Origin of the sequence: uncultured Sphingomonas sp. (genome assembly GCF_964243315.1) — a bacterium.
In the GTDB taxonomy this organism is placed as follows: Bacteria; Pseudomonadota; Alphaproteobacteria; order Sphingomonadales; family Sphingomonadaceae; genus Sphingomonas.
Window position 1 is genome coordinate 1 of sequence record NZ_CAXTEM010000044.1, and the last position, 24,554, is coordinate 24,554.

Genomic DNA, 24,554 nt, shown 5'->3' on the forward strand with positions numbered 1-24,554 from the left:
AGGGCATCATGTTCGGCTACGCCACCGACGAGACGCCCGGCCTGATGCCTGCCACGCTGTACTACAGCCACAAGATCCTCGAAAAGATGGCCGCCGACCGCCACTCGGGCGTCGCGCCGTTCCTGGAGCCCGACGCGAAGAGCCAGGTCACGCTCGAGTACGAGAACGAGGTTCCGGTCCGCGCCGCCGCGCTCGTGGTGTCGACCCAGCACAGCGCCGAGCTGTCGAACGACGCCGGCCAGGCCAAGCTGCGCGACTACGTGAAGGGTGTGTTCGCCGAGATTCTGCCCGAAGGCTGGTTGCCTGCCGAGGACAAGATCTACGTCAACCCGACCGGCCTGTTCGAGATCGGCGGCCCGGATGGCGACGCCGGGGTCACCGGCCGTAAGATCATCGTCGACACCTATGGCGGCGCAGCGCCGCACGGCGGTGGCGCGTTCAGCGGCAAGGATCCGACCAAGGTCGATCGCTCGGCCGCCTATGTCGCGCGCTACCTCGCCAAGAACGTCGTCGCCGCCGGCCTCGCGCGCCGCTGCACGATCCAGCTGTCCTACGCGATCGGCATCGCCGAGCCGCTGTCGGTCTATGTCGACCTCCACGGCACCGGCACCGTCGAGGAAGCCGCGCTTGAGGCGGCGCTGCCGAAGCTGGTGCGCCTGACACCCAAGGGCATCCGTGAGCATCTGAAGCTCAACGCGCCGATCTATTCGAAGACCGCCGCATACGGGCATTTCGGCCGCGATCCCGAAGGTGACCTGTTCACCTGGGAGAAGACCGATCTGGTCGATGCGCTGAAGGCCGCCATCGCCTGACATCGCGATGAACGATCCCGTGACGATCCGCCGGCTGTACGGCCGGCGGCAAGGCCATAAGCTGCGCGAAGGCCAGGCGGCGCTGGTCGAGGAGACTCTGCCGCGGTTGAGCGTCCCCGAAGCCGGGCCGCTCGACGCGCGCGCGTTGTTCGGCGATGACCGCCCGCTCCATGTCGAGATCGGCTTCGGCGCGGGCGAGCATCTCGCCGCACAGGCGGATGCAAACCCCGGCATCGGGTTCATCGGGTGCGAACCCTTCCTCAACGGCGTGGTCGGCGCGCTCGGCCACATCCGCGACTGCGGGCTGGACAATGTCCGCCTGCACATGGGCGATGCGCTGGAGGTGATCGAACGGCTGCCCGACGCCAGTCTCGATCGGCTCTACCTGCTCCATCCCGATCCCTGGCCCAAGGCGCGGCATGCCAAGCGGCGGATGGTCAATCACGGCCCATTGGATGTGATCGCCGCCAAGCTGAAGCCCGGCGCCGAATTCCGTCTCGGCACCGACGACCCGACCTATTGCCGCTGGTTGATGATGATCATGAACCAGCGGCAGGACTTCATCTGGACCGCCCGCACCCCGCCCGACTTCCTCGAGCGTTCCGCCGACTGGCCGGAAACGCGCTACGAACGCAAGGCCCGACGCCAGGGCCACGAAGTCTGGTACTTCCGGTACGTGCGCATCTAGATCATGATCTGACCGACCGCTGCCGATCGATCTGATCTGGAGGCGTAATGTGAGCCGAAGAGGAACCGATGGAATCGCTGCTCAACCTGCACCACGGCCGGCGCTTGCGGGGTGGGCTGTGAAGGTCGCGCTCCTCGCCACGGCCGCGCTACTCGCCGGCGCCGCGCCGGTCGCGGCGCAGGATCATGCCGCTCGCGTCGCACGCGTGCTGAAGGCGACGCCGCTGATCGACGGGCACAACGACTGGCCCGAGGTGTTACGCGAACGCGAGGGCGAGGGCCGCTGGACGCTCGATCTCAACGACCTGTCGCGCAGCAAGATCGCCTACAACACTGACATCGCCCGGCTGCGGCGCGGGATGGTCGGCGCGCAATTCTGGTCGGTCTGGGTATCGCCCGATCTGCCCGGCAAGGACCAGGTCGAGGAAACCATCGAGCAGATCGACCTCGTCCGCTCGCTGCCCGAGCGCTACCCTGCGACCTTCACGCTCGCCCGCACCGCCGCCGATGTCCGCCGCGCGCACGCCGCCGGCAAGATCGCGTGCATGATCGGGGTCGAGGGCGGCGGACAGATCGACAACAGCCTCTCGGTGCTCCGCGCCTACGCCGCGCTCGGTGCCGGCTATCTCACCCTAACCCACACCCGCGCAATCGAATGGGCGGATTCGGCGACCGACGATCCCAAACACGACGGTCTGACCGATTTCGGCCGCAAGGTGGTGCTCGAACTCAACCGCCTCGGCATGCTGGTCGATCTCAGCCATGTCAGCGAAAAGACGATGCGCGACGCGCTCGCCGTCAGCAGGGCGCCGGTGATGTTCTCGCATTCCAGCGCGCGCGCGATCGACGATCATCCGCGCAACGTGTCGGACGCCGTGCTGAAACTCGTCGCGAAGAATGGCGGCGTCGTAATGGTGAACTATGCGCCGGGCTATGTATCCGACGCCTATCGCCGCTGGTCTGCGGACTCCGCCGCCGAGAAGACCCGGCTGAACGCGCCGCCCTATAACGGGCTCGACATCGGACAGCCCGAAAAGGCCGCGGCGGACTACGCCGCCTGGCTGAAGGCGCATCCCGCGCCACCGGTGACGCTCGCACAGGTCGCGGATCACATCGATCACATCGCCAAGGTCGCGGGCGTCGATCATGTCGGCATCGGCTCTGACTTCGACGGTGTCGGCGCAACCCTGCCGCAGGGCCTGACCGACGTGTCGACCTACCCCGCGCTGCTCGCAGAACTGATGCGCCGCGGCTGGTCCGACGCCGACGTCGCGAAGCTCGCCGGCGGCAACATACTGCGCGTCATGGAAGGCGCCGAGCGTGTGAAGGCGGCGATGAAGCGCTGATCGAGTGGCCGGCCTGCCCTGGTCTAAGGCTTGCCGCTGTCGATCTTGGCCGGCGCCTGATCCTTGAACTCGATCCTCACTGCGACGAACGGTTTCGTCCCGCGGTTCGTGACCGCATGCAGCCCTTCCGGCTCCCCCCTGACGGTTTGCGAAACCTCGAACGCAGGTGCGTCGATGCGTTCCGTCTCTACCGGTCGTCCATCGACCAGCTTGTAGGCAACGTAGGTGATCGGCTGGGGCTGTTCGAAATACATCACGCTCGGCCAGCGGTGATCGTGGACCGGCTCGGTGGCGCCGGGTGCGACCTCGACCCGCAGCACGCGAATCTTGTCGTCCTCCATCAGTACGCGGTGGCTTTTCGGTGCAGCCGCGACCGCATCGAACTGCGCGGTCTGCGCCTCGACTGCGGTCGTGCTCGTCATCATGATCGCCAGAAGAAGAACCGGCCGCCTCGAAACCTCCTGTCGTAAAACGCTGGGTCGTTCGCACATCCGTGATCGTGGTACGCGACCGGCAACAACATCGCGAGGCGATACGTTGTCGCGCGATGCCAGCAGATCCAGAACAGACCGCTACCATGGTCACCAGCCGAGCCATTCGCGCCGGCCGCGAGGAAGATTTCGAGCGGTGGGTGGAGGAGCTCAACCGCCTCGCCCGAGCCGCACCGGGATATCGCACCGCGATCCGGCTCGGCCAGACCGCCGGATTCCAGCATCTGCTGTTCCGCTTCGACGATGTGGCGGCCGCCGAGAGGTGGCAGGCCGACGAGACGCTCTGCGCGCATGTCGCGGTCGCCGACTCCTATTCGACCGCCCTCCGCCAGACCGCGGCCGGTGACGGCGTCGCGTTTGAGCTGCCCAGCGATGCCAGTGCGAGCAAGTGGAAGCGCTTCATCACGACGTGGCTGACCGTATTTCCGGTCCTGCTCGTGATCAGCATGGCGGTTCGCACCGTGTTGAAGGACGCGCCCGTACCGCTCCAGCTGCTGCCGTCGTCGTTGATCCTTACCGCGACGCTGCAATGGGTGATCCTGCCCCGACTGCAGCGCTATACGCGATTCTGGCTGCTGCAGGACAGCTCGGGGAAGCTACAGACTTGATGCGGCATCCGACCTCACCCGTCATCCGGCAACGCCGGACGACGGGTGAGCAATTCGTGCGAGCCGGTTAGAACCCCGCCGTCACCGAGAACAGCACCTTGCCCTCGGCGATCGACGACCCGTCCTTGGTGGACGAGAAGTTGGGCTGCAACGGCGCGGCCTGACGGCGGGTAATGTCGGTGTCGACATAGGCGACGCCGAGGGTGACCGGTCCCAAGACATAGTCGACCCCAGCGAGCCAATCCCAATATTTGCCGGTCGGCGCGACGCTGGTGCCGTTCGGCCCGAGGCCCGGGTTACCGTCCGAATAGCCGATATGGACCTTGGCGGTCAGCGGCGTACCCGGCACACCGGCGTTGGCGTCGCCCCAGAGGTACAGATTGTCTTCCTTGTCGCCAGCGTCGTCGTACGGCGCACCCGCCAACACCGCCTGCGAATTGGCGCCGGTGAACGACCAGTTGCCGAGCGCCTCCTGCTTGGGCGCATAGGCGACGCCGGCGAGCAGATTGACCGGCCCCGCGGTGCCGCTGAGCTTCACATAGGGCTCCGCGAAGTCGGTCTTGTCCGATCCGCCCGGATACATGTACCAGGTCAAACCGATGTCGAGCGCACCGCCGCTGATCGGCAGCTTGTAGCCCGCGACTAGATCGAGCTCCATGTTCGATCCACCGAACTGGCCCCAGCCGGCGAGGTTCGAGCCCCATGTCGCAACGTACAGCCCGCTCTCGTGAGCGATCGTGAAGCCGCCCTGGATCGCCATTTCCTCGTCGGACTGCGACACGCCGCGGAAACGATAGTCGTTGACCAGGCCGACGCTGCCGCTGACCTTCAACGGTGGCGGTGGCGCGGTTTCCTGCGCGGCGGCAGGGGCGGCTAACGCGAATATAGATGCCGCTGTTGCGGTGACGAGATACTTCATGGGACCCCTTTCGAAGAAAGCTCAGGTCCCTCCTGCGTTCGGCAACGCCGCTGCGCTCGTCTCGCTCGGCGAGTGGGCGACGGTCGGTCCGACGCCAGCTACATACCCTCGCACGTGCAGCGAGGCAATGGCCGATTGTAACGGTGTGTTGCTACCCGTCGGCAGGGCCTCTGTTTATCGGGTTTGCGCCCGCACTGTGGTGGCGATCAACTCGGATCCCTCGGTGCCCCACCAGATGTCCATCTGCACCCGGCTGACCGTGCCGAACACCCGTGCATCGAACTGCGATTGCTGCTCCGAGAAGGCGGTGACCTGCCGTTCCGTCAGGAGCGCAAAGGGTGCTCCGGATCCGCGCACCCGCGAAAGGACATCGTCCGAGACCGACCGTTCGGCAAAGGGCTTCGCAAGATTTCCGGTCTGCGCCAACGCAGTTGTCGCGCCGACAAGTTCGATGAACGCGGCCAGCACAGTAACGATGATGTTGCGCATGATTAGCTCCATCTGTTCGGCTCCATCATCGAAACGGTGGGCTCATGGCGATGTTCCTATGGCTTTGTTCGGCAAGTTGATCCTGACGACCCTGCGCACCACATCGGTAAGTAGGCACCATTTCCGGCGCCACGTGCTTGCAAGGACGATGCAGTGGCCGATCAAGACGGTGACAAGGGACGATCGGTGCCGAGCGGACGGCTGGCGCGGCTCGGCGTGTTCGGCCGGATGGCCGGGGGCGTCGCGGGCGGGATGGTTGCGGAAGGCGCGCGGCGGCTGGCGAATGGCGAGCGGCCGCGGATCGGCGACATGCTGCTCACCCCCGCGAACGCGGTCCGCGTCGCCGATCAGCTCGCGCATCTGCGCGGCGCGGCGATGAAGCTTGGGCAGATGATCTCGATGGACGCCGGCGACATGCTCCCGCCGGAACTCGCGACCATCCTGTCCCGTCTGCGCGAGCGCGCGCACCACATGCCTCCGCAGCAGCTAAACGCCGTACTAACCGCCGAATGGGGCCGCGACTGGCGCCGTCAATTCGCCCAATTCCAGGCGCACCCGGTGGCAGCGGCATCGATCGGCCAGGTCCACCGGGCGCGGCTGCCCGACGGCCGCGAACTCGCGATCAAGGTCCAATATCCGGGCGTCAAACAGAGCATCGACGCGGACATCGACAATGTCGCGACGCTGCTGCGCGTGTCGGGCGTGTTGCCGGCCGAGCTCGATATTGCCCCGCTGCTCGTCGAGGCCAAGCGCCAGCTGCACGAAGAGGCGGATTACCTCCGCGAGGGGGCGATGATGACCAGCTACGCCGAACGGCTGGCCGACGCCCCTGATTTCGCGGTGCCGAGCCTCTACGCACCGCTTACCACCGCAAACGTGCTCGCGATGACCTTCGTCGAAGGTGTGCCGGTCGAGACGCTCGAGACCGCCCCGCAGGAGACGCGCGACCGGGCGATGGCGGACCTGATCGCGCTGGCGCTGCGCGAGTTGCTGGACTGGCGACTGATGCAGACCGACCCGAACTTCGCCAATTATCGCTGGCAGCCCGACACCGGCCGGATCGTGCTGCTCGATTTTGGCGCCACTCGCAGCGTGCCCGTGGCCACCTCCGACGGCTACCGGAACCTGCTGTTCGCGGGCCTGTCGGGCGACCGCGACGCGGTGCGCGAGGCGGCGGTCGCGGCGGGGTTCCTCGGCACGCCGGCGGTGCTACGCCATCGCCCGCTGGTCGACCGGATGATCGACGTGATCCTCGGCGAGCTGAACAAGGCCGGGCCGTTCGACTTCGGCGACCGCGCCTTCGTCGGCGTGCTGCGCGAACAGGGTATCGAGATGGCACGCGACCGCGACAGCTGGCACATCCCCCCGGTCGACACGCTGTTCGTCCAGCGCAAGATCAGCGGCACCGCCCTCCTCGCGGCCCGGCTGAAGGCGCGAGTCGACATCCGGTCGATGGTCGCGGCCTATGCGGCGATGGCCGAACCGGTGCGGTAGACGGCCTAGACTCCGTTCGTTTCGAGCGAAGTCGAGAAACCGAGTTCGACACACGTTTGCCGTCTTCGCTCAAAGCAGACGTAGGAAGTCGCGCTACCCCCCGAAGCTCCGCCCGCCGCCGAAGCCCCCGCCGAACCCGCCGCGCGAGATCACCGAGCTGCGCGACTGCACGCGGGTCGGCGCGCGTGCCGACGGGTTGAACGCGTCCGACCCGACCCGCGTCCGGCCGCTGACATAATCGCGGCTGATCCGGTTGCCCGCGCCACCGAAGAAGTTGCCGTCGCGGTCGCGGTACATCGGCGCTCCGCGGTAACCACCGCCGCCGTTCAGCATCTGGCCGACGATGAAGCCGGTCAGCAGCGGTGTGAAGAAGCTGCCATTGTTGCGCGGCACGCATTGGGAGACGCCATATTGCTCCTCGCAGGTCTGGCGATCGCCATAGCGCGGCGCATTCTGGTCGTTGGCCTTCTGCGCCTGGTCGAACGCGGTCTGGCACTGGTCGGCAGGGATCTTGCCCGCGGTGCGGCACTCGGCGACGCTGGTATAGCTCAGCGCGTCGACGGGCTTGCCGCCGTCGCTCGCGTCGCACGCGCTCAGCGACAGTCCGGTTCCGGCCATCAGGGTGGTCAGCACGACAGATTGCGAACGCTTCATCGCCCGAACTCCCTCACGCGCTCATGCAGGCGGCGTTGAGCAGCCCGACACCCAGCGAAATACTCGCCATGTAGATCGCCGCGGCCAGTTCGCCGCGGACGATGCGATCGCTGAAATCGCGCATCACCACCTGCCGCACGATCGTGAACGCGACGATCTGGATGACGCCCGCGAGCAGCGCCCACACCGCGAACTCGATCAGGCTGACAGTATGTTCCAGTGCCGACGCGAGCGGAAAGATATAGCCGAGCAGTGCGGCCCCAAGCGTCACCGCCGCGGCGACGTTGCCGTCGCGGATCAGCGTGCGCTCGTTGTACGGCGTCGCCCATTGATAGATCAGCTTGAACGCGATCGTGAACAGCCCCGCGGCCACGAAGGCGACGACGAAGGCGGTGGCGCTGGTCAGGAAGCTGTACTCTTCGTTCATCGTCATCCCCTTACGCACGGAATTCGCCGAGTTCGAGCGCCATCCCTATCATGATCTCGAAGGAAACCTCGCGCGCTTCGGTCTCCATGTCGATGGCGAGCAGCAATTCGCGACCGTCGCCCTCGACGTCACGGCCGAACAACATGCAGGTCTGATAGATGCGGCGATCGACGATGCCGTCGCGGTCGTCGTGCAAATCCTCCCAGAACGTCACCGGCTCCTGCCGCACCGCCTCGTCGCCGAACCACAGCCGCCGATACTCAGGCAGGCCGTCGTCGGTGAAACTCGCCGCGGTCAGCCGCTGGCGCCACGCCGGCCTCTCCCAGGGCGAGCTCGGGTAGATGCTCCGCCACGGCGCGAACAGGGTGACGTCGGTCAGCGCGGCGGCTTCGCGGTCGTCCGACACCGCCTGCAGCATGATGTCGTCGTCGGTGTAGAAGCGGTGGATGAATCCGCCGCCGTCGAGTTCGACGATGCCCTGCGCGACGATCTGCAGCGTGTCGCCGTCGAAGGGAAAGAGCAGCGCCCCGCCGAACCGCCGCCACGCCAGCGGATCGAGCACCACCGTTCGCCCGATCGTCACGTTGCGCGCGGCGGCCAGCGCGGGCTCCGCAGGCGCGCGGGGGCGGCCGAAAAGACGATCGAACACAGGGCACTCCTCGCTTGTCCTGCCGCCCACATAGGCGTCCTGCGCGACCGCAGGAAGGGTGGCGTGCCGCGCCAGAACGCCTATGTAGGCGCGACGCATCGCAGGGACCGCCGCCGCATGACCGACACCGCCTGGACCGTTCGCAGCCTGAAGGCCGCTCTCGATACGAGCGACGCCGCTCGATCGGGCGAGATCGGCCTGCGCATTGTCGAAGGCGCTGATCCGGTGCTGCTGGTGACGATGCACCAGCACGGAGATCTGGAGGCGTTCGTCAACGTCAGCGAGGCGCAGATCGCGGCATCGGTGCTGCTGTGGCCGTGCGACGAGCAGCCAGACCGTCACCAGTTCAACGAATTCCTGCTGAAGGCGCAGAAGCTGGTGCCGCTGTCCAACTTCGGCATCGCGACGGTCGACGGCCGCGATTTTTACGAGCTGTTCGGCGAACTCGCGACCACCTCGCCGCTCGACACCATCGTGATCGAGCTGCGCGCCTTGGCCGAGAACGCGATCGAGGCCGCGACCGACCTGCGCGCCAATTTCGCCCCCGCCTGATCCCTTTCCGCCTGGAGATACGAAGTGGCAATCTGGAGCAAGTTGTTCACGCTCGGCCGTGCGAGCGCCAACGAAGCCGCCGGCGCAGTGGTCGACGCCAACGCGCTGCGCATCCTCGACCAGGAAATTCGTGACGCCGATCGTGCGCAGGGCAAGGCGCGCGACGATCTGGCCGGGCTGGTCGCCCGCCGCCGCATTCTCGAAAACGAGGTCGAGAGCTATCGTGCCCAGGCCGCGAAGTACGAAAGTTCGGCCCGGATCGCGATGGACAAGGGCGACATGGATCTCGCCCGCCAGGTCGCGCAGCGCGTCGCCGATCTCGAGCGCGACATCTCGCTGAAGGCGCCGCAGGTCGCCGACATGCGCGCCGCCGAGGACGACATCCACAAGGCGGTCGCCGCGACCGACCGCAAGATCGAACAGCTCCGCCGCGAGGTCGAGGTCGTGAAGGTCAACGAGTCGGTCCAGAAGGCGCAGGCCACCGTCGCCGCCGGCGGCGCAGGCTCGTCGCTTGGATCGGCGGCGGACAGCCTCGCCCGCATCCGCGAGCGCCAGATGATCCGCGGCGAGAAGATCCGTGCCGCGGGCGAACTCGAGGACCGCCGCACCGGCGCCGATCTCGACGAGAAACTGCGCCTCGCCGGCATCCTGCCCGGCCAGTCCTCGGCCGACGACGTGCTCGCGCGGCTGAGCCCCCCCAAGCCGACGCTGCAGATCGAGCAGCGCGACGACACCTCCACGCGCGACGGCTGATCGGTTGCGCCGCGTCGCGATGACCCCGCGCGCCGACTGGCGCGACAAGGCCGATGCGATCGGCTTCGTCTATCATGGCGCGGGCGGCGATCCCTATTGGGACGAGAGCGCGGCGTATGCTTTTACCCTGCGCGAGATCGACGACGATCTCGAGCCCGCGGCGGCCGAGCTTCACCAGATGTGCCTCGCGCTGGTAGACGAGGTCGTCCGCGACGAATCGCTGCTGACGCGGCTGGCGATCCCGAAGGCGCACCATGCGCTGGTAGCGGAAAGCTGGCGCACCCGGCAGCCTTCGCTCTACGGCCGCTTCGACCTCGCCTATGACGGCAGCGGCCCAGCGAAGCTCTACGAATACAATGCCGACACCCCGACCTCGGTATTCGAATGCGCGACGTTCCAATGGCTGTGGCTCGAGGAGGCGATCGCAGCCGGTACGCTGCCCGCCGGGTCCGACCAGTTCAACAGCCTATTCGACAAGCTCCGCGCCCGCTTCGGCGCGATCTTCCCCACCGGCGGCTTCGTCCACTTCGCCGCCGACGCGCAGGCGGTCGAGGATCGCCAGACCGTCCGCTTCTTCGAGGATCTCGCGGCGCAGGCGGGGATCGAGCCCAAGTTCGTCGAGATGCGCGACATCGGCCTCAACGCCGCCGGCCGCTTCGTCGACACCGACGGCTTCGAACTCCAGGCTGCGTTCAAGCTCTACCCGTGGGAGAATATGCTCCGCGAGCCTTACGCCGCCAACCTCGTCACCGCAGGGGTGCGCTGGATAGAGCCTGCGTGGAAGTCGATCCTGTCGAACAAGGGCCTGTTGCCGCTGCTCTGCGCGCGTCATGAGGGTCATCCCAATCTACTACCGGCGTTCTTCGACGACGACCCCGCCGCCGCCTCGCTCGGCACCAGCTACGCGCGCAAGCCGATCTTCTCGCGCGAAGGCGCCAACGTCGCGATCGTCCGCGACGGCGTCGAGGAAGCGGTGATCGACGAAGGCTATGGCGCCGAAGGCTTCATCCGCCAGGCGCTGCTGCCGCCACCGGTGTTCGACGGCCACCACGCGATCGTCGGCGCCTGGATCGTCGGCGACGAACCCGCCGGCATCGGCCTGCGCGAGGACGACACAGTGGTGACCCGCAACATGGCGCGCTTCGTGCCGCATTATATCGAGGGTTGAGCTTCTAGCTCTGCTTCATCGTACCCCGGCGAAGGCTGGGGCCCAGGTGGGAAAGTCCCGGTGATTAAGCGCAGCACTCGCCGATTGGCGCCTCCCACCTGGGCCCCGGCCTCCGCCGGGGTACGAAGAAGAAGAGCGAACTCCAACTGATCCGAATCATTGGCGCCACAACGCCGCCCAAGATAGCGGGGCGCGATGACCGCACCCGCACCTCTCGACCGCATCACCGTCCAGCCCGGCCTCCCCTATTTCACCACCGTCAGCGGTCAGCCTTGGACCCCGATCGGCTACAACGACGCGGTCACCTGGCCCGAACTCGCGGGCCTGTTCCGCCGCCGTGATCTTCCCGCGGTCGAACGTCATCTCGAATGGTTGAAGGCACACGGCGTCACCTGCATCCGGCTGATGCTCGAATATTGCCACCACGAGCATCGCTATCTGGAGAAGCCGGTCGGCCGCTTCGTGCCAAACATGGTCAGGCTGTGGGACGATCTGTTCGCGATGCTCGAACGCGTCGGCATGCGCGTGCTGCTGACGCCGTACGACACCTTCTTCATGTGGATCCGCTGGCGCGACCACCCGTATAACCGCAAGAACGGCGGCCCGTGCGCGCGACGCAGCGAATGGCTCACCTGCCCGGCAATGCGCGAGGCAATCCGCGCGCGCTTTGCATTCGCCAGCGATCGGTGGGGCGGCAGCCCGGCGCTGTTCGCCTGGGATCTCTGGAACGAGATGCACCCCGCGCATGGCGGCGACGATCCCGCCGCCGCGGTGCCGTTTATCGACGATATCGGCCGCTGGTTGCGCGACTATGAGCAGCAGCGCCACGGCCGCGCCAATCTCCAGACCGTGTCGGTATTCGGTCCCGTCCTGATCGAACACGCCGCGATGGCCGACCCGATCTTCCGCCACCCGGACCTCGATTTCGCGACCACCCACCTCTACGAGGCGCGCACGATCGACGCTCCGCGCGACACCGTCGCACCCGCGCTCGCGGTCGGTCGCCTGATCCGCGCCGCGATCGCGGAAACCACCGACGCGCGCCCGGTATTCGATTCCGAGCACGGGCCCATCCACAGCTTCAAGGATCGCAAGCGCACCCTGCCGGAGCCGTTCGACGACGAATATTTCCGCCACATCCAATGGGCGCACATCGCCAGCGGCGGTGCCGGCGGCGGCATGCGCTGGCCGAACCGGCATCCGCACATCCTCACCCCCGGCATGCGCGCCGCGCAGCGCACGCTTGCCGATTTCCTGCCGTCGATCGACTGGACCAGCTTTCGCCGCGGCAATCTCAACGACGAGATCGTGGTCGACGATCCCGGCGTCGCCACCTTCGGCTGCGGCGACGAGCGCCAGGCGCTGGTCTGGCTGGTGCGGCAGGACACGCTGCGGCGCGACGGCACTCTCGCACCCGCCGCCACGCCATCGCCCGTCGAGCTCCGCATTCCCGGGCTGGCCGATGGTCATTACGTCGCGACGATCTTCGGCACCCGGGACGGGAGCACCGCTCGCGTCGACGCCGTCGCCGACGACCGCATGCTGGTCGCCGCGCTGCCGCCGGTAACGACCGACTATGCGGTCGCGATCGCCCGCGCCGACTGATCCGGCGCAAGCAGGGGGCGGGAACGATCGCGCCGGTCTCGCATTGGCAAGGCTGAGGAGATCATCATGGATCGTTCGCCAGGCACCGATCGCACCCCCGACCTAGACGACCGCGTCGGGCTGCGCGGCAACGAACACGCGACCCGCGGCAACTATTCCGGGCAGGAATATGACAGCCACGACAAACACTCGCCCCGCTATGTCGCGGTCGCCGGCGATCACGGCAACAAGCCGGTAGATCCCGACGCGCCGAACCACGCTCCCGGCGAACAGATCCCGCCTGAGGCCGGTCGCCGCGCCTATATCGACGAGAAGACCGGCGAGGTACACGGCAGCGGCTCCGGCGCGGGGGGCGGCAGCCCCAACGAGGATTTCGACGACAGTGCCGGCGGCGGCGGCGAGGTCCGCGCGAGCCAGCATCCGGGAGTCGACGATTGACCGCGATGCCGCGCGATCCCCTATCCGCGACCGCCGGTGCGGCGGGCGGTCGCTGGCCCGCGCATCTGTGGATCGTCCGCCACGGCGAGAGCGCGGGTAACGTCGCGCGAGATGCCGCCAACGCCGCGGGCGCGCAGCGCATCGAGCTTACCGCACGCGATGTCGACATCCCGCTCTCCCCACGCGGCGAGGATCAGGTCCGCGCGCTCGGCGAATGGTTCGCGCAGCAGCCCGCCGACGAGCGTCCCGACGTCATCATCGCCTCGCCCTATGCGCGTGCCCGCGCCAGCGCCGAGCTGTTCCGCGCGGCGGGCGGCACCGATGGCGAGGTGGCGATCTGCATCGACGAACGACTGCGCGAAAAGGAGTTCGGGATCCTCGACGGGCTGACCGTCGACGGCATCCACGCGCTGCAGCCTGACCAGGCCGAGTTTCGCCGCCTGCTTGGCAAGTTCTACCACCGGCCACCGGGCGGCGAGAGCTGGTGCGACGTGATCTTCCGGCTGCGGTCGGTGATGGACACGATCGCGCTCCATCATGCCGGGCGCCGGGTGATGATCGTCGCGCATCAGGTGGTGGTGCTCTGCCTGCGCTACATCGTCGAGACGATGACCGAGGACGAGATCCTCGCGATCGACCGCGAGGGCGACGTCGCCAACGCGTCGGTCACCGACTATCGATTCGATCCTGCGATCGGCCATGACGGCGGCCTGGCGCTCGTCGCCTATAACCGCATCACCGCGATCGAGCAGGACGAGGAAGCCGAGATCACCGCCGAGCCCGAGCGGACCCAAGCGGTGCGCGGATGAGCCAGGACCCGGTCATGCTCGACAGCGCCTGGATCGCGGCGCACCCCGCGCCGGTCCACGGCGACGGCACCGACAAGAACAGCCGCGGTCGCGTGCTCGTAATCGGCGGGTCGTGCAAGGTGCCGGGCGCCATCCGGCTGACCGGCGAAGCGGCGCTCAGGGCCGGCGCGGGAAAACTCCAGATGGCCACCGTCGCCGCCGCGACGATCGCGCTCGGTGTCATCGTTCCGGAGGCCGGCGTCATCGGTTTGCCCGCTGCCGACGATGGCGAGATCGCGCCGGACGCGGCCGCTTCGCTCTCGTCTTCCTGCGGCAGCGCCGACGTCATCGTGCTCGGCCCGGGCATGGGCGACGATGAGGCGGCAGGGCAGTTACTCGACGTGATCCTCCACGAAGCAGGCGAAGAAACCGTTTTCGTCCTGGACGCCGCCGCGATCACCGCGATGGCGTCACGGGAGGCCACGCTCGGTCCTTTTCGCGGCCGCATCGTCATCACGCCCCATCACGGCGAGATGGCATCGCTGACCGGCAAGTCGCCCGACGAGATCGCCGACGATCCCGAAGCCATCGCCCGCGACATCGCCGATCGCTTCGGCGCGATCGTCGTGCTGAAACACAGCAGCACCGTCATCGTCGCGCCGGGCGAAGACGCGCTGCTCTACGGCGGCGGCGGGATCGGCATGGCCACCGCGGGGTCGGGCGACGTACTCGCAGGCGCGGTCGCGGGCATCGCGTCGCGCGGCGCCCCGCCGTTCGTCGCCGCGGGCTGGGGCGTGTGGCTCCACGGTCAGGGTGGCCGCCGCGCGGCTACCGTGAGTGGTCCAATCGGCTTCCTGGCACGCGAACTGCCGGAGGAATTCCCACGGTTGCTTCCACAATGACCCCGAACGGAGAGATCCTGTGACCGACCTTCCGACCCGCCCTTCCACCAGCCGCCTGGCGATGATCGCGCCCGCCGCGATCGTGTCGATCGCCGGGCTGGGATTGCTGGCGTGGCTCGACTGGTCGCGTCGCAAACCCCGGTTGAAGGCCCGCACCGCCGACCGACTATTTTGACCCGCCGCCAACGGAGCTGACATGCGCATCCATCACCTCAACTGCGGTACGTGCTGCCCGGCCGGCGGCCGTCTGTTCGATGGCTATACCGCTCATGGGGCGGCCCATCTGGTCTGCCACTGCCTGCTGATCGAGACGGATGCCGGGCTGGTGCTGGTCGACACCGGCTTTGGCACCCGTGACGTCGATCATCCGCACGATCGGCTGTCCGACTTCTTCATCGGGCTGAACCGTCCCAAGCTCCGCCCCGAAGAGACCGCGATCGCGCAGGTCCGTGCGCTCGGCTTCGATCCCGCCGACGTCCGCCACATCGTCATCACACATCTCGATTTCGATCATGCCGGCGGGATCGAGGATTTCCCCAACGCCCGCGTCCACGTCACCGCGCGCGAGAAGGAGGTAGCCGACGAACGTCGCGGCGGCGCCTTCATCTCGCGCAAGCGCTACCGGCCGCAGCAATGGAACGACGCGAGCGACTGGTCGCTCTACCCGCTTGGCGGCGGCGAGCGCTGGTTCGGGTTCGACGCGGTGCGCGATCTCGCCGGCCTCCCGCCCGAGATCCTGTTGGTGCCGCTCGCCGGTCACACCTGGGGCCATGCCGGCGTCGCGATCCGCGAAGATGGCGGACACTGGCTGTTCTACGCCGGCGACGCCTATTTCCACCACGGCGAGGTCGGTGCCGCGAAACGCGAATGCCCGCCGGGCCTGCGCTGGTATCAGAACCTGATGCAGGTCGATCGCACCGCGCGCCTCGCCAACCAGCAGCGCGTCCGCGCGCTGTCGGTCGATCATGGCGACGAGGTACGGATCTACTGCGCACACGACCTGATCGAGTTCCAGACGCTGTCGGGCACCGCCACATGATCCCTGCCGTCGAATGAGCGGTTTCGATCATGTCGCGCTGGTGCTCGGCGGCGGCAATGCGCTCGGCGCTTATCAGGCGGGCGCCTACGAGGCGCTGCATCGGCACGGGCTGCGCATCGATCACATCGCCGGTGCCTCTGCGGGGTCAGTCAACGGCGCGATCATCGCCGGCAACGCGCCGGAAGACCGGCTGGAGCGCCTCGGCGCGCTGTGGCGGCCGGCCGCTGCGACCGAATTTCCTGCCTCGTTCTGGATGCCGTCATCGAGCGACACCACGCGGCGGTCGCTGGCCGCCACCTGGGCGCTGACCACCGGGCGAACCGGCATGTTCCGGCCTCGCGGCACCGCGATCTGGCAGGCGATGATCGGCGACCCCCTTCCCGGCGTCTACGACACGTCGGAGCTTCAAACGACGCTCGAAACGTCGATCGACTATGGACGGCTGAACGAGGGCGCGATCCGCTTCACCGTAACCGCGGTCGATCTCGAACATGGCACCGACATCACCTTCGACACCCGCACCGCGCCAATAGAGGCCACGCACATGCGCGCCAGCAGCGCGCTGCCGCCGGCTTTCCAGCCGGTCGAGATCGACGGCCGCCTCTATGTCGACGCGGGCATCTCGGCCAATCTGCCGCTCGATCCGGTCTTGTCCGATCTGCCGGCGGGAAGAACGCTCTGCCTCGCGATCGACCTGCTGCCGGCCGCCGCGCCGCGGCCGCGATCGCTGGGCGAGATGGCCGAACGCACCCAGGACCTGATCTTTGCCGCGCAGAGCCGCCGCAGCCTTGCAAGGTGGAAGGCGGCTCTCGATCGTGACGCCGAACACGCCGTCACCTTGGTCCACCTCCAATATGCCGATCAGGCCGGCGAAGTAGCGGGCAAGGCGTTCGACTTCTCGCCCGAGAGCGCGCATCTACGATGGACCGCGGGCGATCGCGACATGAGCGCGGTGCTGGCCGCGATCGATGCCGGCGACATCGCACCGCGCGCGCCGGGGTTGACGATCGTGCCTTACGCGCACCGCAAGGAGGACCTTACCTGATGGCGCGCAAGCCTACCGCCGAGACCGCCGCCGACAGCCTCTCGACCTACCGATCCAAGCGCGACTTCGCCAAGACGCAGGAGCCCGCAGGCGCGACCGGCAAGACCACGGGGAACGGCTTCATCGTTCAGAAGCACGACGCCACCCGGCTCCACTACGACTTCCGCCTGGAACTCGACGGCGTGCTGCTCAGCTGGGCGGTGACCCGCGGTCCGAGCCTCGACCCCGACGACAAGCGCCTCGCGGTGCGCACCGAAGACCACCCGCTCGATTACGCCACCTTCGAAGGCACCATCCCCAAGGGCCAATATGGCGGCGGCACCGTGATGCTGTGGGATACCGGCACCTGGGAATCGCTGCCGGGCAAGGATCCGCGCGAGACCCTCGCCGAGGGGCATCTCCATTTCTTCCTCCACGGGCACCGCATGAAGGGCGAATGGATCATGATCCGCCTGAAGCCGCGCGGGAAGGAGAAGGGCGAGAACTGGCTGCTGCGCAAGGTTGCCGACGACCATGCCGGTGGCTCCGACGATCTGGTCGGCACGCATCTGACCGGGGTCACGAGCGGGCTGACGATGGCGGAGATCGCGGCGGGCAAGGCGGCGCCCAAGCCGAAGGCGACGGCGAAGCCGCCGGCCAAGACCAAAGCCAAGCCGAAGGCCAAGGCGGCTGGCACCCCGCCACCGTTCCGCCCGGTCCAGCTCGCGACGCTGGTCGATCATGTCCCCGCCGGCAACGCGTGGCTCCACGAGATGAAGTATGACGGCTACCGCACGCTGATCGCGATCGGCGGCGACGAGGGCCGCGCCTATACCCGCTCTGGCCTCGACTGGACCGACAAGTTCGCGCCCGTGGTCGCCGACGCGGTCACGCTCGACGCGGGCAGCGCGCTGCTGGACGGCGAGGCGGTGGTGCTCGACGCCGACGGCAAGACCAGCTTCCAGGGCCTGCAGGGCGCGCTGAAGGAGGATCCGGCTGCGATCCTCTATTACGCGTTCGACCTGCTCGAACTCGACGGCGAGGACCTCACCGCGCTGCCGCTGATCGAGCGCAAGGAGAAGCTGAAGGCGCTGGTCGGCGACGGCACCGACAAGATCCGCTATTCCGACCACATCGTCGGCCGCGGCGAAGAGCTGTTCGGCACCTTCTGCGACGCCGGGCTCGAAGGCGTGATCTCGAAGCGCGCCGACGCCAAATATGTCAGTTCGCGGTCGAGCGGCTGGCTGAAGACCAAATGCATCAAGCGCCAAGAATTCGTCGTCGTCGGTTGGACCCCGTCCGACAAGCAACGCGGATTCCGCGCGCTGCTGCTCGGCGTCAACGAAGCCGGCAAGCTCCGCTACGCCGGCAAGACCGGCACCGGCTTCACCGCGGACGAGATCGACCGGCTGATGGACCTGATGGCACCGCTGGAGATGGACACGCCGACGGTCGAGGCGCCCCGTGCAGCCGTCCGCGGTGCGCATTGGCTCAAGCCCAAATTGGTCGCGGAGGTCGCCTATATGGAGGTCACCGGCGACGGCGTGCTGCGCCATTCCAGCTATCTCGGCCTGCGCCTCGACAAGAAACCCGCCGCGGTAGTGATGGAGAGGGAAGCCCCGGTCGAGACCGTCGAGGCGCCGGAGCCCACAAAGGTGCGGATCACCAACCGCGAACGCGTGATCTTTCCCGAGGGCAAGATCACCAAGGGCGAACTGGCCGACTATTACCAGACCGTCTCCGGGATCATGCTCCCCTGGGCCGGCAGCCGGCCGATCAGCCTCGTCCGCTGCCCGCAAGGCCGCGGCAAGAAATGCTTCTTCCAGAAACATGACGCCGGCAGCTTCGGCGACCATGTCCACCATGTCGGCATCGCCGAGAAGGACGGCCATGACGAACCTTATCTGTTCGTCGACGATGCTGAGGGGCTTGTCACCTGCGTGCAGATGGGATCGATCGAGTTCCACGGCTGGGGCGCACGGATCGAGGACGTCGAGAAGGCCGACCGGCTGGTGTTCGATCTCGATCCCGACGAGGGTCTCGCCTTCACCGACGTGGTCTCGGCCGCCTTCCACGTCCAGGACATGCTGTCGCAAATGGGGCTGGTGACCTTCCCGATGGTCACCGGCGGCAAGGGCGTCCACGTCATCGCGCCGCTCACGCCACAGGCCGAATGGCCCGCGGTCAAGGACTTCGCGCATCGGTTCGCGATGGCGCTCGCGCAGGCCGAGCCCGATCGGTTCACCGCCGCGCTCGCCAAGGCCAAGCGCACCGGCCGCATCTTCATCGACTATCTGCGCAATCAGCGCGGCGCGACCGCGGTGATGCCCTACAGCGTCCGCGCCCGCGAACACGCACCCGTCGCGGTGCCGATCACCTGGGAGGAGCTCCGCAAGCTGGACGGCGCCGCGCATTGGCACGTTGGCGACAGTGCGGAACTGCTGAAGCGCGCGGCATCGAAGGACCTCGCCGGATGGGGCCGCGCCGACCAGGTCCTGCCGGACCTCTGATGAAAATCGCGACCTACAATGTGAACGGGGTCAACGGCCGCCTCGCGGTGCTGCTCCGCTGGCTCGAGAAGGAACGACCCGACATCGTCTGCCTTCAGGAGCTGAAGGCGCCGTCGGAGAAGTTCCCGGAAACGCCGATCCGCGATCTCGGCTACGACGCGATCTGGCTCGGGCAGAAAAGCTGGAACGGCGTCGCGATCCTCAGCCGCGTCGGCGAGATCCACGAGACCCGCCGCTGTCTGCCCGGCGAACCCGAGGATTTGCAGAGCCGCTACCTCGAAGCCGCGATCAACGGCGTGCTCGTCGCCTGCCTCTATCTGCCCAACGGCAATCCGCGGCCGGGACCCAAGTTCGACTATAAGATGCGCTGGTTCGACCGGCTGATCGACCACGCCGCGACGCTCCATGCCAGCGGCGCGCCCGTCGTGATCGCGGGCGACTTCAACGTGATGCCGACCGAGCAGGACGTCTACAAGCCCGAACGCTGGACCGAGGACGCGCTGTTCGCGCCCGAGGTGCGCGCCGCCTATGCCCGCCTGCTCGCGCAGGGCTGGACCGATTCGCTGCGCACCCTGCACCCCGACGAGACGATCTACACCTTCTGGGACTATTTCCGGAACGCCTACGCCCGCGACGCCGGCCTGCGGCTCGACCACCTCCTGCTCAGCCCCGCGCTCGCGCCGCGACTGACCGATGCGCAGGTCGACCGGCACGTCCGCGGCTGGGACAAGACCAGCGATCACGCGCCGACCTGGATCGAGCTGGCCGATGAGGCGCCAGCCAAGCCGAGGCGAAAACGCGCTGCTACCTAGAACATGCCGACATCTACCTGTTCCGTTGGTGCCGAGTAGAGATCGAGTAGCCCCGCGGGGCGTATCGAGAGCTCGTATCGAGGTACAGGTTCCGAGCGCCAAACTGTCCTTCGATACGCCATTTCGATACGCCCTACGGGCTACTCGATGGCTACTCGGGACGAACGGGGTAGGTCAGGCTGACCTCACCGAGCCTTCGTCGCCCACCACCTCCGGCGCGTTCAGCGCGGTGCGCACCGCGCGCGACAGGTCGTCGATCTTGAACGGCTTGCGTAGCGTCGTGTTGATCACGTCCGGATCGGCAGTTTCGTCGGTATCCGCATAGCCCGTCGCGAGCACGATCGGCAGCGTCGGCGAGATCGCCCGCGCTGCCGCAGCGACCTCGAGGCCGTTCATCCCCGCCATCGCGAAATCGACGATCAACAGATCGGGCGGATTGTCGCGCAACATCGCCAGACCCTCATGGCCCGATGCCGCCTGGCCGACGCCGTAGCCGAACAGTTCCAGCGCCTCGACGATGAAGTGCCGGACCGCATCGTCGTCGTCGATCACCATCGCCCGCGCTGACGCCCCGTCCGCAAGCAACGGGCCGGCGTCCACCGTTCGTGCCTCGTGCAACTCGGCTGAGGCGATCGGCAGCCACACGCGAACCGTGGTCCCGCGCCCTTCGCCGCTGTCGATCTGCACCGTGCCGCCCGACTGCCGGCTGATCCCGAACACTTGGCTCAACCCCAGCCCCGTGCCCTTGCCGACCGGCTTGGTGGTGAAGAACGGATCGAACACCTTCGACATGATCTCCGGCGGGATCCCGGTGCCGGTATCGGAGACGCTGATTACGCCGTAGCGGCCCGGGGCCAAGCCCTCGGGCGCGTCGGTCGACGACGATGTCGCGATCGTCATCGTGCCGCCATCGGGCATCGCGTCGCGGGCGTTGATCGCGAGGTTGAGCACTGCGAGTTCAAGCTGGTGAGCATCGGCGACCACGAACGGCGCTTGCGGATCGAGCATTCGGCGGCGCTCGATCTGCGGGCCGATCGTTCGATCGAGCAGGTCGGTCATGTTGTCGACCAGTTCGTTCAGCGGCACCGAGGTCAGCGTCATCTGCTGGGTTCGGGAAAAGGCGAGCAGTTGGTGCGTCAGCTTCGACGCGCGTTCCGCCGCGTGGCTCGCGAACCCGGCATAGCGATCGACCCGTTCGTTCGCGGCGACCCGCCGGATCAGGTCGAGATTGCCGGTGATCACGGTCAGCAGGTTGTTGAAGTCGTGCGCGATCCCGCCGGTCAGCTGGCCGACCGCTTCCATCTTCTGGGATTGCACCAGCGCCGCCTGGACGCGCTCGCGCTCGGCGACCTCCTGCAGCAGCTGGTTGTTCGCCCGTGACAGCTCATGCGTGCGCTCGACGATCCTCGCTTCCAGCGTCGCGTTGAGGTTGGTCAGCCGCTCCTCGGCGGATTGCAGCGCGAGCAGCCTGCCGCGTGCCTCATATTGCCGGCGGCGGACCCGCAAGGATGCATTGACCGCGCTCGCCAGCGTCTCGCCATGTACCGGGCGTTCGAGCACCACGACGTTGCCGAGCACTTGCAGGACCCGCATCGCATCCACCGGCCGCTGCCCCGCTCGCTTGGTCGCGAGCAGGATGAACGGAAAATCCGACCACGGCTCCTGCGCGGCGAGCCATTCCTGCAGCGGTGCCCGATCGGCGCCGATCAGCGACTCCTCGGTAATCAATGACGCCCCAGCGCCAGCCGCCAGTTCGCGCGCAAGCGTCACCGCGTCGGCGCACACGATCGCCTCATGTCCCTGCCGAGCGATCAGTTGTTCCAGCACGACGGAATCTCGCCCGCGTAAGGCGAGGATCAGGATGCGGTCTTCCACGCTCACTCGGCGCCGACCACCGGATCCTGCGCCAGCAGCGGCGTGACGCCGCGGTACGCGGGCAGCCCGGTCATCACACCCTCGAAATCCTTCAGCGGCTCGCCAATGACGAGCCCACTGCTGGACAGCCTGAACTCGCGGATCGTGTTCTGGTGCGCGGTAGTCCGGCTTTTCGCCACCGATACCGCCTTCAACATCTCGCCCTGCGCTTCGAAATAGCGGAACATCAGGATCGTGTCGGACAGATAGCTGAGATCCACGTCGGCGCGCACATCGCCGATGATGCCGTGCTGGCCCAGGATCAGAATGGTGATGACGCCCTGCTGGTTCAGATAGCTCAGCATCTCGTGCATCTGGAGCATCAGGAACTTCTCGCCCGGCATCGCCTGCAGAAAGGCGTTGAGGCTGTCGATGACGATGAACTTGACGCCCTGGGTCTCGACTGCGTCGCGCACCCAGCTAGCGAATTCGCCGGGGGTCAGCTCGGCCGGATCGATCTGCGCCACCGTCAACGAATTGTCGGCGAGATAGGGGTGGAGGTCCATGTCCATCGACGCGGCGCGCGCGAGCATCGTCGCGCGCCCCTCGTCGAACAGGAAGTACGAAACCTTCTCGCCCCGTGCCAGCGCGGCCAGCGCGCAGCGCACCGCGCTGCTCGTCTTGCCGACGCCCGAAGGCCCGGTGAACAGCGCGTTGGTGCCCGCCGCCAGCCCGCCGCCGAGCATCTCGTCGAATCGCGCAAGACCGGTCGATTGCAGCTGCGCGGTGAACGCGGTGTGATGTTCCGCGGCGACCAGGCGGGGATAGACCGCGACCCCGCCGGTCTGGATCGTGAAATCGTGGAAGCCGCCGCGGTATTTGACGCCGCGCATCTTCACGACGCGCAACCGCCGCCGTTCGGTTCCGTAATCCTGCGCCGACTGCTCCAGCGTGATCACTCCGTGTGCGATGCTGTGCAGCTGGAGATCGCCCGGATCCGAACTGCGATCGTCGAGCATCAGCACGGTGCATTTGCGGATCGAAAAGTACTGCTTCAGCGCCAGGATCTGCCGGCGATAGCGCAGCGAGTTTTGCGCGAGCAGCCGGAGTTCGGACAAGCTGTCGAACACCACGCGCGTCGGGGTCAGCCGATCGACGCACTCCATCACGCCGCGGATCGTCTCGCCCAGCTCGACCTCGGAGGGTTCCAGGATCGACTGTTCGGCATCAGGATCGAGATGATCGACGCTGACCAGTTCGAACAGCTCGATATCGCTCAGATCCCATTCGTGACTGCGCGCCACCTCGCGCAGTTCGGTCGCTGTCTCGGATAGCGTGATGTACAGCCCACGCTCGCCGCGTCGTGCGCCCTCGAGCAGGAACTGCAGCGCGATCGTGGTCTTACCGCTGCCGGGCGTGCCCTCAAGCAAATATGCCCGATTGCTCGTCAGCCCACCCCCGACGATGTCGTCGAGATCGGCGATCCCGGTCGACAGCCGGTCGTCTCTCAGGTCACGCTCACTGCTCGCCATGCTATCCTCGACCCACCTCGCCACTCATCGAGCGACCGGCTTTCTTACCTATATCAACGATCGGGCCGGCAATTCGGCTGCACCGACGCGATCAGCGGCAGCGGCCTAGGCGTCCGATCAGGACTAAGTATCGGTTATAGAGCGAAACCATGCGGCGTAGATAGTGGTGCGAGCAAGATGGCGGTTGAGATCCGGTGCGCCATCCGACCACCAGACGGGCCCGCGCTCGCCCAGGCCGTGCTTGGCCGCGTCGACCCGATCGTGCGCGCCCGCTTCGGCCTCCCGATCGCCCGTACGTTTGGCGGAGCCGACCTCGCGGCGTGCATCCATCAATGCCTTCACGAGCCCCTCGCGACGATCTTCCGGAAGCCCCGGATCGGCGGTCCGCCAAAGCCGCCCACGCACGATGATGTAGCGGCCGTCGGGCGTTCGCAGCGGCGGTGGTCGCGATTCTCGCGTCATTGTCAGGCGAGCTCGTCGACCAGATCCGCCACCCGTGCCAGCCGTTCCGCAGGATCGGCGATGCGCTCCGCCAGCAGCAGCCGGTTGCCGCTGGCGACTAATCCTGCGGCGTCAGCATCGATCGCCGCGTCGCTGCGCGGCGACAGCGCGATGGCCGCGGGTCCTGCATCAATCCGCGCGATATTGGCGGCGTGCGCCCCCGCCCGGATCCGCGCAACTGTCAGCAGCGTCCGCGCCTCGTCTGGCACCGCGCCGAACCGGTCTTCGAGCTCGGCCTCGAACGCGTCGATGGAGGCCGTCCCGTGCAAGCGGCCGAGCCGCGCGTAGAGCGTCACCCGGATCTCGTCGTCGGGTATCCAACTCGCGGGCAGCCGCCCCTCGATCCCCAGGCTTAGTTCGGGCGTCCAGCGCTCGACCTTCTCGCCACGTGCCGCACGCAACGCGGCCTCAAGCAAATGCTGGTAAAGGTCGATGCCGATTAGCTTCATGTGCCCCGCCTGCGCCTCGCCGAGCAGGTCCCCCGCGCCGCGCATGTCGAG

General features: G+C 67.3%; 27 protein-coding genes. 17 read left to right on the forward strand and 10 right to left on the reverse strand.

Annotation, left to right across the window (positions count from 1 at the left end):
• The 3 genes from metK to ACFE77_RS12055 form a co-directional block, all read left to right on the forward strand.
• The coding region (gene metK, locus ACFE77_RS12045; protein WP_375421883.1) for a methionine adenosyltransferase at positions 1-812 on the forward strand (812 nt) is incomplete at its 5' end.
• A gap of 7 nt (positions 813-819) precedes the next feature.
• Positions 820-1,500 (forward strand): tRNA (guanosine(46)-N7)-methyltransferase TrmB, encoded by a 681-nt coding sequence (gene trmB / locus ACFE77_RS12050; RefSeq protein ID WP_375421884.1) that lies wholly within the window; start codon positions 820-822, stop codon positions 1,498-1,500.
• Positions 1,501-1,618: 118 nt separating this feature from the next.
• Complete coding sequence (locus ACFE77_RS12055; protein ID WP_375421885.1) at positions 1,619-2,845, forward strand: dipeptidase; 1,227 nt, start codon at positions 1,619-1,621, stop codon at positions 2,843-2,845.
• Positions 2,846-2,868: 23 nt separating this feature from the next.
• Here ACFE77_RS12055 and ACFE77_RS12060 read toward each other — a convergent pair whose 3' ends face one another.
• Positions 2,869-3,267, reverse strand: coding sequence for a hypothetical protein (locus ACFE77_RS12060; RefSeq protein ID WP_375421886.1), 399 nt, complete (start codon positions 3,265-3,267; stop codon positions 2,869-2,871).
• A 155-nt stretch (positions 3,268-3,422) separates the two neighbouring features.
• Between ACFE77_RS12060 and ACFE77_RS12065 the strand changes: the two genes are divergently transcribed.
• Entirely contained in the window at positions 3,423-3,944 is a 522-nt protein-coding gene (locus ACFE77_RS12065) for a hypothetical protein (RefSeq protein WP_375421887.1), read from the forward strand.
• A gap of 67 nt (positions 3,945-4,011) precedes the next feature.
• Here the strand turns inward: ACFE77_RS12065 and ACFE77_RS12070 are convergent, their stop codons facing one another.
• Together ACFE77_RS12070 and ACFE77_RS12075 are read right to left on the reverse strand one after the other, a co-directional pair.
• Complete coding sequence (locus ACFE77_RS12070; RefSeq protein WP_375421888.1) at positions 4,012-4,863, reverse strand: TorF family putative porin; 852 nt, start codon at positions 4,861-4,863, stop codon at positions 4,012-4,014.
• Positions 4,864-5,037: 174 nt separating this feature from the next.
• Positions 5,038-5,352, reverse strand: coding sequence for a hypothetical protein (locus tag ACFE77_RS12075; RefSeq protein WP_375421889.1), 315 nt, complete (start codon positions 5,350-5,352; stop codon positions 5,038-5,040).
• 153 nt (positions 5,353-5,505) lie between these two features.
• Here ACFE77_RS12075 and ACFE77_RS12080 point away from each other — a divergent pair, with 153 nt between their 5' ends.
• On the forward strand, positions 5,506-6,846 hold the full coding sequence (locus ACFE77_RS12080) for an ABC1 kinase family protein (RefSeq protein ID WP_375421890.1): 1,341 nt from the start codon (positions 5,506-5,508) through the stop codon (positions 6,844-6,846).
• A 93-nt stretch (positions 6,847-6,939) separates the two neighbouring features.
• Here the strand turns inward: ACFE77_RS12080 and ACFE77_RS12085 are convergent, their stop codons facing one another.
• Genes ACFE77_RS12085 through ACFE77_RS12095 form a run of 3 tightly spaced genes read right to left on the reverse strand, consistent with a single transcriptional unit; the run spans position 6,940 to position 8,576 of the window.
• Positions 6,940-7,500, reverse strand: a complete 561-nt coding sequence (locus ACFE77_RS12085; protein WP_375421891.1) for a DUF1190 domain-containing protein — start codon at positions 7,498-7,500, stop codon at positions 6,940-6,942.
• Between the two features lie 13 nt (positions 7,501-7,513).
• On the reverse strand, positions 7,514-7,927 hold the full coding sequence (locus tag ACFE77_RS12090; RefSeq protein WP_375421892.1) for a DUF350 domain-containing protein: 414 nt from the start codon (positions 7,925-7,927) through the stop codon (positions 7,514-7,516).
• Between the two features lie 10 nt (positions 7,928-7,937).
• A complete protein-coding gene (locus ACFE77_RS12095) occupies positions 7,938-8,576 on the reverse strand; it encodes a DUF2491 family protein (RefSeq protein WP_375421893.1) in 639 nt (212 codons plus the stop codon).
• A 117-nt stretch (positions 8,577-8,693) separates the two neighbouring features.
• Here ACFE77_RS12095 and ACFE77_RS12100 point away from each other — a divergent pair, with 117 nt between their 5' ends.
• The 12 genes from ACFE77_RS12100 (at position 8,694) to xth (ending at position 20,167) form a co-directional block, all read left to right on the forward strand.
• Positions 8,694-9,128: a YjfI family protein gene (locus ACFE77_RS12100; protein ID WP_375421894.1), complete on the forward strand. Its 435-nt coding sequence runs from the start codon at positions 8,694-8,696 to the stop codon at positions 9,126-9,128.
• Positions 9,129-9,152: 24 nt separating this feature from the next.
• Positions 9,153-9,881, forward strand: a complete 729-nt coding sequence (locus ACFE77_RS12105) for a PspA/IM30 family protein (RefSeq protein ID WP_375421895.1) — start codon at positions 9,153-9,155, stop codon at positions 9,879-9,881.
• Positions 9,882-9,885: 4 nt separating this feature from the next.
• Positions 9,886-11,049, forward strand: a complete 1,164-nt coding sequence (locus tag ACFE77_RS12110) for a glutathionylspermidine synthase family protein (RefSeq protein WP_375421896.1) — start codon at positions 9,886-9,888, stop codon at positions 11,047-11,049.
• 195 nt (positions 11,050-11,244) lie between these two features.
• The gene (locus ACFE77_RS12115) at positions 11,245-12,654 is read left to right on the forward strand and encodes a hypothetical protein (protein ID WP_375421897.1); all 1,410 of its coding nucleotides are present in this window, start codon (positions 11,245-11,247) and stop codon (positions 12,652-12,654) included.
• Between the two features lie 66 nt (positions 12,655-12,720).
• Positions 12,721-13,092, forward strand: a complete 372-nt coding sequence (locus ACFE77_RS12120; RefSeq protein WP_375421898.1) for a hypothetical protein — start codon at positions 12,721-12,723, stop codon at positions 13,090-13,092.
• Between the two features lie 5 nt (positions 13,093-13,097).
• Positions 13,098-13,901 carry a histidine phosphatase family protein gene (locus tag ACFE77_RS12125; RefSeq protein ID WP_375421899.1) on the forward strand — a complete coding sequence of 268 codons (804 nt, stop codon included), beginning with the start codon at positions 13,098-13,100 and terminating at the stop codon, positions 13,899-13,901.
• Between the two features lie 14 nt (positions 13,902-13,915).
• Positions 13,916-14,782, forward strand: coding sequence for an NAD(P)H-hydrate dehydratase (locus tag ACFE77_RS12130; RefSeq protein WP_375421900.1), 867 nt, complete (start codon positions 13,916-13,918; stop codon positions 14,780-14,782).
• 19 nt (positions 14,783-14,801) lie between these two features.
• Positions 14,802-14,957 carry a hypothetical protein gene (locus tag ACFE77_RS12135; RefSeq protein ID WP_375421901.1) on the forward strand — a complete coding sequence of 52 codons (156 nt, stop codon included), beginning with the start codon at positions 14,802-14,804 and terminating at the stop codon, positions 14,955-14,957.
• 21 nt (positions 14,958-14,978) lie between these two features.
• Entirely contained in the window at positions 14,979-15,821 is an 843-nt protein-coding gene (locus ACFE77_RS12140) for an MBL fold metallo-hydrolase (RefSeq protein ID WP_375421902.1), read from the forward strand.
• A gap of 13 nt (positions 15,822-15,834) precedes the next feature.
• Positions 15,835-16,866 carry a patatin-like phospholipase family protein gene (locus ACFE77_RS12145; RefSeq protein ID WP_375421903.1) on the forward strand — a complete coding sequence of 344 codons (1,032 nt, stop codon included), beginning with the start codon at positions 15,835-15,837 and terminating at the stop codon, positions 16,864-16,866.
• A complete protein-coding gene (gene ligD, locus ACFE77_RS12150) occupies positions 16,866-19,355 on the forward strand; it encodes a DNA ligase D (RefSeq protein ID WP_375421904.1) in 2,490 nt (829 codons plus the stop codon). The genes ACFE77_RS12145 and ligD overlap by 1 nt, the downstream gene beginning before the upstream one ends.
• Entirely contained in the window at positions 19,355-20,167 is an 813-nt protein-coding gene (gene xth / locus ACFE77_RS12155; RefSeq protein ID WP_375421905.1) for an exodeoxyribonuclease III, read from the forward strand. The genes ligD and xth overlap by 1 nt, the downstream gene beginning before the upstream one ends.
• A gap of 174 nt (positions 20,168-20,341) precedes the next feature.
• Here the strand turns inward: xth and ACFE77_RS12160 are convergent, their stop codons facing one another.
• The 4 genes from ACFE77_RS12160 to ACFE77_RS12175 all read right to left on the reverse strand — a co-directional run.
• Positions 20,342-22,042 carry an ATP-binding protein gene (locus ACFE77_RS12160; RefSeq protein ID WP_375421906.1) on the reverse strand — a complete coding sequence of 567 codons (1,701 nt, stop codon included), beginning with the start codon at positions 22,040-22,042 and terminating at the stop codon, positions 20,342-20,344.
• 2 nt (positions 22,043-22,044) lie between these two features.
• Positions 22,045-23,553: an ATPase domain-containing protein gene (locus ACFE77_RS12165; protein ID WP_375421907.1), complete on the reverse strand. Its 1,509-nt coding sequence runs from the start codon at positions 23,551-23,553 to the stop codon at positions 22,045-22,047.
• 123 nt (positions 23,554-23,676) lie between these two features.
• Positions 23,677-24,015 (reverse strand): hypothetical protein, encoded by a 339-nt coding sequence (locus ACFE77_RS12170; RefSeq protein WP_375421908.1) that lies wholly within the window; start codon positions 24,013-24,015, stop codon positions 23,677-23,679.
• A 2-nt stretch (positions 24,016-24,017) separates the two neighbouring features.
• Positions 24,018-24,554: TRCF domain-containing protein (locus ACFE77_RS12175; RefSeq protein ID WP_375421909.1), on the reverse strand; the 537-nt coding region annotated here is incomplete at its 5' end.